Genomic DNA, 10,483 nt, shown 5'->3' with positions numbered 1-10,483 from the left:
GCTTGAGGCCGATGATTTCCTGAGTCTGCAGGTAAGTGTCGACCCAGGCGCTGCGGATCATCGAGCTGAAATAGACCCCGGGCACCGCATCATTGCGCATGCGCTCTTCACCGGCCTCGATCTTCAACAGGCGCGAGTACGAGACGACGACCATCAACAACATGATGGCGATAATCACCGCAAAGCTCGCCAAAATGCGTTGGCGCAACGTCCAGTTCTTCACAGTCAGTCCTCGAGGCCATTCAAAAATGGGAGGAGTATAGCCGAGGACGATGCAGGTTTTATGGGTGGTTTAACAACCCGAATGGCACTTTCGGCATCTTTGTGCTCCCGCTCTGGATGGCGGCCCAGCGGGCATTTCCAGGCCACCACAGGGCATTTCGGCAAATCCTTCCGGCAGAACCGCCATCCTTGGCAAAGGGCATGTCTGCGGTGCTTCAGAGACCGCTCTGGCGCACCTGGTTTTCCAGTTCGGCCTTGAGCCCCGGCGCCAACTGCAACTGACGCGCCAGCTCGTCCAGATAGGCCTTTTCCATGAAGTGTTCTTCATCCACCAGCATCACGCTGGCCAGGTACATCTCGGCCGCCATCTCCGGGGTGCTGGCGGCACGGGCCACATCCGCCGGGTCCAGGGGTTTGTTCAACTCGCTGTGCAGCCAGTTTTGCAATTGCGGGTCGTTGTCCAGCTTGCGGAACTCGCCCTCGATCAGTGCCCGCTCACGCTCGTCCACGTGACCATCGGCCTTGGCCGCTGCCACCAGGGCCTTGAGGATCGCCTGGCTATGCTGCTCCACCTGCTGCGCCGGGAGCCGGTCAAGGGTCTGCGGCTCGTTGCCTGGGGCGCTGCCCTGTTGCGCCTGCCAGTTGCCGTAGGCCTTGTAGGCCAGCACGCCGAGGGCTGCCAGGCCGCCATAGGTCAGGGCCTTGCCGCCAAACTTGCGGGCCTTCTTGTTGCCCAGCAGCAAGCCCATGGCGCCGGCCGCCAGGGCCCCGCCGCCCGCTCCGGACAGCAGTCCGCCCAGCCCGCCGGCCTTGCCGCCGAGCAAGCCGCCGAGGCCACTGGAATCGGGCCTGGCCTTGTCCGTTGGCGCCGCGCCCGCCTTGTTCTGCAGCAACTCCTGGCCGGACCTGAGTAATTGATCGAGCAATCCACGGGTGTTCATCTGCCGCCTCCGGAAAATTAGGTGTCACATCGACACATAAGGCCGTAAGCCTAGAGAGAAGTGCCCAGGTTCAGGGGGACGATAGTGCTTCTGAATGTTGCTTTCCCAAAAGCAGGATCCCCTTGCAGGAGCTGGCTTGCCAGCGAAGGGGCCTTGCGCGGAAAAATCCTGAAAAGGGCCCCTACATCAGCCCCAACCCAGACCGCCAGACTGGATTAGCGCCCCGAGTTACGGCACTATCGCCCGCCTGAAAAATCCCGGCGCCACCGACCGGAATCGCTGAAGACCTTCCGGCAGCAAGGATGCGCCCATGCCCCGACAGACCTCCGCCACCGCCCACGAGTGCCGCCCATGAGCCTGGACGCCGCAGGCCGTTATCACCTGATACGCATCATCACCGGCCTGGTGCCCTTGTCGCTGCCGGCGCCGCTGTTCTATCTGGCACATTTCTGGGGCATAGCGGTGTATCGCAGCCACTTCGGTTCCATCGCCAAGGGCTTCGGCCTGGGAGTGATGGTGGAACTTCTGCTCCATCTACTGATCATCGTCAGCGTGCTGGTGGCCCTGGTGCCCAACCTGAAGGCCAAGCTGGGCCTGGTCGGCGCCCTGGTGCTGTTCACCGCCTGGGCGATGTTTCCCGACCATCCGATACGTGGCTACGTCTATTGCTTCCTGATGAGCGTACCGCTGCTGCTGGCAATCTGGCTGGCGCAGTGGCTGTGCCGCTGCTTCGCGCCGACACCTCCGCCAGACACACCATGACCGACGCTCAGCCTCCAACCTTGATGAGTTCGCCGATGCCCGCCCTTCGCCATCTCTTGCGCCCGTTGCTCGCCGTCCTGTTGCTTGGCGCCACCACCCAGGCAGCCCAGGCCGCTGCGCCCGCCTGCCCGTCCAGCGACCTGCCGACCTTCGCCAAGGCCTTTGCCAGCAGCCCGGAGTTGCAGCAGGCGTTCACCGACTCGCCGTTGATCGAACAGCGACCGACCCATGACGAGTACGGCCGCGAGGTCACCACCCGGCACAAACTGACGGGCGATACCCGTCACCTGCTGACCCTGCTCGATCCAGAGGCCCAGGCTCGGGCCGGGCTGCAATCCTTCTGGGAGAGCCAGACCCTGGTGGTGCACGACCCACTGGGCGACGTGGTCCAGGCCTTCGTCTTTCAACAGGGCGCCTGCTGGCAACTGGTGCGGGTGGAGCAGTGGTCCATGGACGGTCTGCTCAACCAGGACGCCCCGGCCAATGAAACCGCCCTGCAGCGGCAGATGCGCAAGGCCGATCTGTTCCTGGGCTACGGCGGTCGGGAGCAGTACCTGTTGACCCAGTACTTTTTCGAACTGGGCCAGCAGATTCTGCTGGACGCCGCCCGGCATGGCTCGGCCACGGCGGCAGTGCAGGCGGTGAGCCTGGGTTACTCGGGCATGGCGCCGGAACTCAAGCCCGGGGAGCCGGAAGAACTGCTGCTGCCCTACGCCCAGACCGATGCCGAGGCGGCGTTGATGCTGTCCATGTACTACTGCGATCCGCTCGGCGATGGCTCCATCACCCAATGCCAGCAACCGCGCAAGTCCGAAGAACTGGTGCTGCGCACCGCCCGGGAACTGGACTCGGCCAGCGCCTACTACTACCTGGGTAGTGGCTACGCCGAGGGCAAGTGGGGCACCACCGATAGCCCCCGGGCCCTGGCCTGCTACCGGGAAGCGATCAAGCGCGGCGATCTGAACAGCCTCCGGCCTCTCACCTGGTGGACGAAAAAAGGCGAAACGCCCGCTGGCGAGGCCCAGTGCCTGGATGCCCAGGCTCCAGTGGGGAGCTGAGGCCCCTGTGGTCTGCCCCCAAGGAGTGGAGGATGGGCATCACGCTTTTTGACTCTTTTTCACAAGAGTTTGATTGCCCGCACACGGCCTGATCGCGTTAATTGAGTGTTCACTCAAGTACCGAAAGGCCGTCCCATGCTTCCCGCCTCCCAAGAACCCGCCCTGCTGCCAAGGCCCTGGAAATGAGTGCGCTCGTGCCCCTCCAGGCAACACGCCTGCAGCACGTGGACGCCCTGCGCGGCTTTGCTCTGCTGGGCATCCTGGCAGTGAACATCTGGTCCTTCGCCGACCCGTACTACACCTCGCCGGTCAGCAATCCAGCCTATGCCAGCAGCCTCGATCATCTGATCCGCTGGCTGGTGTCGGTCCTCTTCGAGGCCAAGTTCTACCTGCTGTTCTCCTTTCTGTTCGGCTACAGCTTCACCCTGCAGATGGCCTCCGCCGAACGCTCGGGGGAACGCTTCGTGCCGCGCATGCTGCGTCGGCAGCTGGCCTTGCTGGCCATCGGCCTGGTGCATGGTGCGCTGTTGTTCTACGGCGAGATCCTCTCGCTGTACGCCCTGCTGGGCCTGGTGCTGCTGGCGCTGCGCGGATTGTCGGCAAGGTGGGCGGCGACCCTGGCGATTGTGCTGATCACGGGAACCGCCGTGCTGATCCTGCTGTTCGGTGTCGAACTGCTGAACGCCGGCCTCTACACCGGCGCCGCCGACGGCGAACCGGCGCTCAAGGACATGGCCCTGGGCGGCGATGCCCTGGACACCCTGGCCTACAACGCCTCTCACCTGCTGGAGAGCGCTTCTGCCCTGTGGCTGCTGCAGGGCCCCAGCACCCTGGCGATGTTCCTGCTGGGCTATGTAGCCGGGCGCAAAGGCCTGCTGGTGGCGCCTTACCGCTTTGAGCGCAGACTGCCAGGGCTGCTGGCCCTGCCCCTGGGCCTGGGTGGCGCCCTGCTCTACGGATACTGGGCAGCCTACGCCCCCGGTGGCGGTCTGGAAGTCATCGGCTACGGCATCAGCCAACTGACCGCGCCGCTGCTCTCGGCCAGTTACGCCATGCTGCTGCTCAGGGCCTTTCACTCCCCTTGGGGCCAGCGTCTGTGCCAACGCCTGGCCCCTCTGGGACGGATGTCACTGAGCAACTACCTGCTGCAATCGCTGATCCTCTGCCTGCTGTTCACCGGCTACGGACTGGGGCTGATCAACCATCTGTCGCCGCTGTGGATACCCGTCCTGGTGATCGCCATCTACTTGCTGCAGATGCAACTCAGCGCCCTGTGGCTGCGTACTCATCAGTACGGTCCCTGCGAGTGGCTGCTGCGGGCGGTGACCATCGGTGCCTGGCCGAACTGGCGCAAGCCCCTCCTGGTTTAAACCAGACGCAGATAGAGGTGGATATCCTCGGGCTCCAGGCGCAGCAGCTCCGGGTCCGGGACGGCCAGCAACTCACAGCCCAGGCCGGTGTAAAAATCCACGGTGTGCCGCGACGGCGTGGCCGACACGTACAAGCCCTGGCCCCCCATGATCAGGGCCTGCTCCCGGGCCTGGGCGAAGAGTTGCCGGCCCAGGCCCAGGCCGCGATAAGCCCGGCTCACATGCAGGAACTTCAACTGCCGCAAGTCCAGCCCGGCGCCCTCGATGGGCAGGCAATCGACCACCGCCGCCGCCACCAGAGCCGGGCCATCGAACACCCCATGCAACCAGCCGCCGCGCTGGTAACACTGCTGCAAGATCAGCGCGTCATGCTCAGCCTCGCCCTCCGGCCAGCCCGCCACCACTTCATGCTGGGCATAGCGCAGCAGAACGCCGTCCTGCAGGCGATAGAACTCATCGATGACCTCGGCGCGGTCGATCAGTTTGAGCCGTTGGATATCGTCTTCGGTAAGCCGGCGCGGGTGCAGCATTGGGACAGGTTCCTGGAGCTGATCAGTGGTTACCAATGGACACAAGCTAATCATTTTTCTGCCCCTGGCGAACCGTTTATTCTATCCGCCGTCTGTTTACATTCAGTTGCGTTTGGCCGATGGCATGACCGAACCTCACCTCGCGATCCCCTCATGCAGCCAGGAACGGCTGGGGGTCTTTCCCCGTATAAGGTTCACCTATGCACCGCAGGAATCTCCTCAAAGCCTCCATGGCCCTGGCGGCCTACACCGGCCTCTCGGCCAGCGGTCTGCTGGCAGCCAGGGCCTGGGCCGGCGCCGCTGATGGCCAGGCCCAGGCATTCGACTTCGAGCGTCTCAAGGCCCAGGCCAAGCAACTGGCTGGCCAACAATACGTGGACACCAAGCAGGTGCTGCCACCGACCCTGGCGCAGATGACGCCGCAGAACTTCAACGCCATCCAGTACGACGGCCAGCACTCGCTGTGGAATGACCTGAACGGCCAGCTGGATGTGCAGTTCTTCCATGTGGGCATGGGTTTCAAGCAGCCGGTGCGCATGCACAGCGTCGATCCCAAGACTCGCCAGGCGCGGGAAGTACACTTCCGTCCCGCGCTGTTCAACTACCAGAACACCAGCGTCGACACCGCCCAGCTCAAGGGCGACCTGGGTTTCGCCGGCTTCAAGCTGTTCAAGGCCCCGGAGCTGGACAGGCACGACGTGGTGTCCTTCCTCGGCGCCAGCTACTTCCGTGCGGTGGACGCTACCGGCCAGTACGGCCTCTCAGCCCGAGGCCTGGCCATCGACACCTACGCCAAACGCCGCGAGGAATTCCCCGACTTCACCCAGTTCTGGTTCGAGACCCCGGACAAGGACAGCACCCGCTTCGTGGTCTACGCCCTGCTGGACTCGCCAAGCGCCACCGGCGCCTACCGCTTCGACATCGACTGTCAGGCCGAGCGCGTGGTGATGGACGTCGATGCCCACATCAATGCCCGCACCGCCATCGAACAACTGGGTATCGCACCGATGACCAGCATGTTCAGTTGCGGCACCCATGAACGGCGCATGTGCGACACCATCCACCCGCAGATCCACGACTCCGACCGCCTGGCCATGTGGCGCGGCAATGGCGAATGGATCTGCCGCCCGCTGAACAACCCGGCGAACCTGCAGTTCAACGCCTTCGCCGACAAGGACCCGAAAGGCTTCGGCCTGGTGCAGACCGACCATGAGTTCGCCAGCTACCAGGACACCGTGGACTGGTACAGCCGCCGTCCGAGCCTGTGGGTCGAGCCCACCACGGCCTGGGGCGAAGGCAGCGTCGACCTGCTGGAAATCCCCACCACCGGCGAAACCATGGACAACATCGTGGCCTTCTGGACCCCGAAAAAACCGGTGGCCGCCGGCGACTCCCTGAACTACGGCTACAAGCTCTACTGGAGCGCCCTGCCGCCGGTAGGCACGCCACTGGCGCGGGTCCACGCCACCCGTTCCGGCATGGGCGGCTTCGTCGAAGGCTGGGCTCCGGGCGAGCACTACCCGCCAGTCTGGGCCCGACGCTTTGCCGTGGACTTCACCGGTGGCGGCCTGGACCGCCTGCCAGCAGGCACCGGCATCGAACCGGTGATCAGCGCCTCCAACGGTGAGGTCAAGGATTTCAGCATCCTGGTACTGGACGAGATCAAGGGCTACCGCATCCTCTTCGACTGGTACCCAACCAACGACAGCGTCGAGCCGGTGGAACTGCGGCTGTTCATCCGCACCCACGACCGCACCCTGAGCGAGACCTGGCTGTACCAGTACTTCCCGCCGGCGCCGGACAAACGCAAATACCCGTGATCGGCTGACCGCCCCCGGCCCGCCCTACGGGCCTCTTCGCCGGCAAGCCGGCTCCTACAGATCGCACCGCCCCCGTAGGAGCTGGCTTGCCAGCGAAGGCGTCCTGAAGCCAGGCACAAAAAACCGGCCCACACGGGCCGGTTTTTTTTACATCGACAGGACCTTAATCGCGCAAGTCCGACTCATGAATCGGCTGGTCCCTGTGGGTCGCCCGCTGATACTGCGCCGGCCAGATCGCCTTGCGCCCACCCAGGTCGTCATCGGCATGCAGCGGCCAGTAAGGATCCCGCAACAGCTCCCGGGCCAGAAAGATGATGTCCGCCTGGCAGGTACGCAAAATATGCTCCGCCTGGGCCGGTTCGGTGATCATCCCCACGGTCCCGGTGGCAATCCCCGACTCCTTGCGCACTCGCTCGGCAAAGCGCGTCTGGTAGCCCGGCCCGGTGGGAATCTCGGCATTGGCCGCGGTGCCTCCGGACGACACATCGATCAAATCCACCCCCAGGTCCTTGAGGCGCCGCGCCAGCTCCACGGTCTCGTCGGGGTTCCAGCCGTCTTCCACCCAATCGGTGGCCGACACCCGCACGAACAGCGGCAGCTCCTCGGGCCACACCCCGCGCACCGCCTCGGTCACCTGCAACACCAGGCGAATGCGGTTTTCGAACGAACCGCCGTATTGATCCTGGCGCTGATTACTCAAGGGCGACAGGAACTGATGCAACAGGTAGCCATGGGCGGCATGCACTTCCACCACTTTGAAACCGGCCACCAGCGCGCGTTTGGCGGCCGCAACGAAGGCCTGGATGATCTCGCCGATCTGCCCCTCGTCCAGCTGGGTGGGCGGCGTGTGCTGCGGGTCGAAGGCAATCCGCGACGGCCCCACCGGCACCCAGCCGCCGTCCTCGGGCTTGACGCTGCCGGACTTGCCGAGCCAGGGCCGATGGGTACTGGCCTTGCGCCCGGCATGGGCCAGCTGGATACCCGCCACCGCGCCCTGGGCGGTGATGAAACGGGTGATGCGCTGCAAGGGTTCGATCTGCGCGTCGTTCCACAGGCCCAGGTCCTGGGCGGTGATCCGGCCTTCGGCGGTGACCGCCGTGGCCTCGGTGAAGATCAACCCGGCGCCGCCGACGGCGCGGCTGCCCAGGTGCACCAGGTGCCAGTCGTTGGCCAACCCGTCCACCGACGAGTACTGGCACATGGGCGACACGGCGATGCGGTTGAGAAGGGTCAGTTGACGCAGGGTATAGGGTTCAAGCAGCAGACTCATGGGGCACCTCTCGGTCAATGGTCAGGCTCCAGGGTTCTGTTTGAACGGTCGACGAGTGACTGCGAAGTGAAGCGCCCGCCCCCGCGGGTAGAAGAATGACAAAAGGTCACAAGGCCAATCAGACAGTGCTTAGAGACTAGTCGACAACACTGCCGCTGGCAGGGTTCCTGATACGGCACCGGGCAAAAAAGCCGCTCCAGCCGCCCCTTGTAGCCGCTGCTGCAGGCTGCGACAGGGCCGCAGGCCCTCCAGCGCACTCAATGTGCTACCAAGGTTGTCTGGTCTGGCGGCCATTACGGCCGATCGCAGCCTGCGACAGCCGCTACAGGGTGCGTCAGCGCGGTTCGATATGGGCAATCATCAACTGCACGGTTTCCTGGCCGCGGAACTCGTTGAGGTCGAGCTTGTAGGCCAGTTCCACCCAGCGGATGGTCGGGTTGGGCCAGACTTCGCGGTCGATGCCGAAGGCGATGCCGTCCAGCTTCAGCGAGCCGCATTCGCTGCGCAGCACCACTTTCAGGTGGCGTTCGCCAACGATGCGTTGCTCCACCAGTTCGAACACACCATGGAACATCGGCTCGGGGAAGTGCTGGCCCCAGGGGCCGGCGTGGCGCAGGGCGCGGGCCAGTTCCAGGTGGAATTCTTCCACCGCCAGGGTGCCATCCGACAGCAGGCGCCCGGTGAGGTCTTCTTCGCGCAGCTGGCGCCGCACTTCTTCGTCGAAGGCCTCGGCGAAGGCCGGGAAGTTCTGCTCCGGCAACGACAGGCCGGCGGCCATGGCGTGGCCGCCGAACTTGCTGATCAGTTGCGGATGGCGCGCGGCCACGGCGTCCAGGGCGTCACGGATATGGAAGCCCGGCACCGAACGCGCCGAGCCCTTGAGCATGCCGTCGCCGGCATCGGCAAAGGCGATGGTCGGGCGGTGGTAACGCTCTTTCAGGCGCGAGGCGAGAATCCCGATCACCCCCTGGTGCCAGTCGGCGTCGAACAGGCACAGGCCGAACGGCATCGACTCCACCGGCAGTTCCTTGAGCTGGGCCAACGCTTCGCGCTGCATGCCCTGCTCGATGGATTTACGGTCCTGGTTCAGTTCGTCGAGCTGGGCGGCCATGGCCCGAGCGGCGGAAACGTCATCGCTGAGCAGGCACTCGATACCCAGGCTCATGTCATCCAGGCGTCCTGCAGCGTTAAGCCGCGGGCCGAGAATAAAGCCCAGGTCGGTGGAGGTGATGCGCGAGTGATCGCGCTTGGCCACTTCGAGAATCGCCTTGAGCCCCGGCCGCGCGCGACCGGCGCGAATCCGCTCCAGGCCCTGGTGCACCAGGATGCGGTTGTTGGCGTCCAGGGGCACCACGTCCGCCACGCTGCCCAGGGCCACCAGGTCCAGCAGCTCGCCAATGTTCGGCTGCGGCCGGGTTTCATAGCGACCCAGGCTGCGCAGGCGTGCGCGCAGGGCCATCAGCACATAGAAGATCACTCCGACCCCGGCCAGGGCCTTGCTCGGAAACTCGCAGCCCGGCTGGTTGGGGTTGACGATGGCGTCCGCCGCCGGCAGTTCATGGCCGGGCAAGTGGTGGTCGGTGACCAGCACTTGCAAGCCCGCTGCCTTGGCCGCCGCCACGCCTTCGACGCTGGAGATGCCGTTGTCCACGGTGATCAGCAACTGCGGTTCGCGCTGCAGGGCCACGGCGACGATTTCCGGGGTCAGGCCGTAGCCGTATTCAAAGCGGTTGGGCACCAGGTAATCGACATGGGCCGCGCCCAGCAGGCGCAGGCCCAGCAGGCCCACGGTGCTGGCGGTGGCGCCGTCGGCGTCGAAGTCGCCGACGATGAGGATGCGCTGGCGCTGGTCCAGAGCGGTCACCAGCAGGTCCACCGCGGCGTCGATCCCCTTGAGCTGCTGATACGGGATCAGCCGCGCCAGACTCTTGTCCAACTCCTCCACCGATTGCACGCCACGGGCGGCATAAAGGCGGGTCAGCAGTGGCGGCAGATCGCCAAGAAAGGGCAGGACGGCGGGCAACTCACGGGGTTCGATACGCATGGGCTAACAGCAACTTCTCTGGGGGGACGGTGGATCGTTCAGGGGCAGAGCGGGCGATCAGCCGCGCTCGCCCAGCAGCCATTCCAGCTGGACTTCGTGCTGGCCGCGATCGTCGGTGACGAAGATCGTGCCTTCGCTGATCATCACGTCCCACTTGATGACGCGCGGCATGTCCTTGGCCAGGGTCTCGAGGACGTCCTGGGGCACGCCGGCGATGTTGAGGTTCTTCAGGTTCTTCACTGCGTCCACCACCCGGGTCTGCCAGACCCGCAGACTGCCGTAGGCCAGAAGGCTGGTGCGCTCGGTGCGGCGCGAGCACCAAGTCAGGCGATCGGCGTCCGGCTGGCCGACTTCGATCCAGTGCAGCACGCGGTCATCCAGGCTCTTTTCCCACAGGGCGGGTTCATCCACATCCGACAGACCCCGACCGAACGACAGGTGCTCGTTGTACCAGAAGGCGTAGGCC

At 64.9% G+C, this 10,483-nt stretch carries 9 protein-coding genes and 1 pseudogene; 4 read left to right on the top strand and 6 right to left on the bottom strand.

The window, feature by feature from the left end:
• Positions 1-223, bottom strand: a pseudogene (locus BLX41_RS28820) (methyl-accepting chemotaxis protein); the annotation flags it as partial.
• 214 nt (positions 224-437) lie between these two features.
• Positions 438-1,163, bottom strand: a complete 726-nt coding sequence (locus BLX41_RS28815) for a tellurite resistance TerB family protein (RefSeq protein ID WP_123727619.1) — start codon at positions 1,161-1,163, stop codon at positions 438-440.
• Positions 1,164-1,514: 351 nt separating this feature from the next.
• On the opposite strand from BLX41_RS28815, the gene BLX41_RS28810 reads away from it, so the two are divergent.
• From BLX41_RS28810 to BLX41_RS28800, 3 genes are all read left to right on the top strand, one after another.
• The gene (locus tag BLX41_RS28810; protein WP_123727618.1) at positions 1,515-1,925 is read left to right on the top strand and encodes a hypothetical protein; all 411 of its coding nucleotides are present in this window, start codon (positions 1,515-1,517) and stop codon (positions 1,923-1,925) included.
• A gap of 35 nt (positions 1,926-1,960) precedes the next feature.
• On the top strand, positions 1,961-2,983 hold the full coding sequence (locus BLX41_RS28805) for an SEL1-like repeat protein (protein WP_259745304.1): 1,023 nt from the start codon (positions 1,961-1,963) through the stop codon (positions 2,981-2,983).
• Between the two features lie 194 nt (positions 2,984-3,177).
• A complete protein-coding gene (locus BLX41_RS28800; RefSeq protein WP_259745302.1) occupies positions 3,178-4,353 on the top strand; it encodes a DUF418 domain-containing protein in 1,176 nt (391 codons plus the stop codon).
• On the opposite strand, the gene BLX41_RS28795 is transcribed toward BLX41_RS28800, so the two are convergent.
• Positions 4,350-4,883, bottom strand: a complete 534-nt coding sequence (locus BLX41_RS28795) for a GNAT family N-acetyltransferase (RefSeq protein ID WP_123727616.1) — start codon at positions 4,881-4,883, stop codon at positions 4,350-4,352. The two genes, BLX41_RS28800 and BLX41_RS28795, sit on opposite strands and share 4 nt — an antisense overlap.
• Positions 4,884-5,083: 200 nt before the next feature.
• Between BLX41_RS28795 and BLX41_RS28790 the strand changes: the two genes are divergently transcribed.
• Entirely contained in the window at positions 5,084-6,703 is a 1,620-nt protein-coding gene (locus tag BLX41_RS28790; protein ID WP_123727615.1) for a glucan biosynthesis protein D, read from the top strand.
• Between the two features lie 163 nt (positions 6,704-6,866).
• Here BLX41_RS28790 and BLX41_RS28785 read toward each other — a convergent pair whose 3' ends face one another.
• The 3 genes from BLX41_RS28785 to BLX41_RS28775 all read right to left on the bottom strand — a co-directional run.
• Positions 6,867-7,973: an NADH:flavin oxidoreductase/NADH oxidase gene (locus BLX41_RS28785; protein ID WP_123727614.1), complete on the bottom strand. Its 1,107-nt coding sequence runs from the start codon at positions 7,971-7,973 to the stop codon at positions 6,867-6,869.
• A gap of 334 nt (positions 7,974-8,307) precedes the next feature.
• The gene (gene recJ / locus BLX41_RS28780; RefSeq protein WP_072451195.1) at positions 8,308-10,017 is read right to left on the bottom strand and encodes a single-stranded-DNA-specific exonuclease RecJ; all 1,710 of its coding nucleotides are present in this window, start codon (positions 10,015-10,017) and stop codon (positions 8,308-8,310) included.
• A 57-nt stretch (positions 10,018-10,074) separates the two neighbouring features.
• Positions 10,075-10,483, bottom strand: a 409-nt coding sequence (locus BLX41_RS28775) for a YaeQ family protein (RefSeq protein ID WP_259745300.1), incomplete at its 5' end; no start/stop codon positions are given.

The sequence above is a fragment of the Pseudomonas protegens genome (assembly GCF_003732485.1).
In the GTDB taxonomy this organism is placed as follows: domain Bacteria; phylum Pseudomonadota; class Gammaproteobacteria; order Pseudomonadales; family Pseudomonadaceae; genus Aquipseudomonas; species Aquipseudomonas protegens_B.
The sequence above is the reverse complement of the archived record's forward strand: the minus strand, read 5'-3'. Positions and strand labels throughout refer to the sequence as shown.

Excerpts from the sequence above, each read along its gene's own strand:
- BLX41_RS28790 (WP_123727615.1), top strand. The coding sequence starts at position 5,084 with ATGCACCGCAGGAATCTCCTCAAAGCCTCCATGGCCCTGGCGGCCTAC.
- BLX41_RS28805 (WP_259745304.1), top strand. The coding sequence starts at position 1,961 with ATGCCCGCCCTTCGCCATCTCTTGCGCCCGTTGCTCGCCGTCCTGTTG.
- BLX41_RS28810 (WP_123727618.1), top strand. The coding sequence starts at position 1,515 with ATGAGCCTGGACGCCGCAGGCCGTTATCACCTGATACGCATCATCACC.
- BLX41_RS28795 (WP_123727616.1), bottom strand. The coding sequence starts at position 4,883 with ATGCTGCACCCGCGCCGGCTTACCGAAGACGATATCCAACGGCTCAAA.
- BLX41_RS28785 (WP_123727614.1), bottom strand. The coding sequence starts at position 7,973 with ATGAGTCTGCTGCTTGAACCCTATACCCTGCGTCAACTGACCCTTCTC.
- recJ (WP_072451195.1), bottom strand. The coding sequence starts at position 10,017 with ATGCGTATCGAACCCCGTGAGTTGCCCGCCGTCCTGCCCTTTCTTGGC.
- BLX41_RS28815 (WP_123727619.1), bottom strand. The coding sequence starts at position 1,163 with ATGAACACCCGTGGATTGCTCGATCAATTACTCAGGTCCGGCCAGGAG.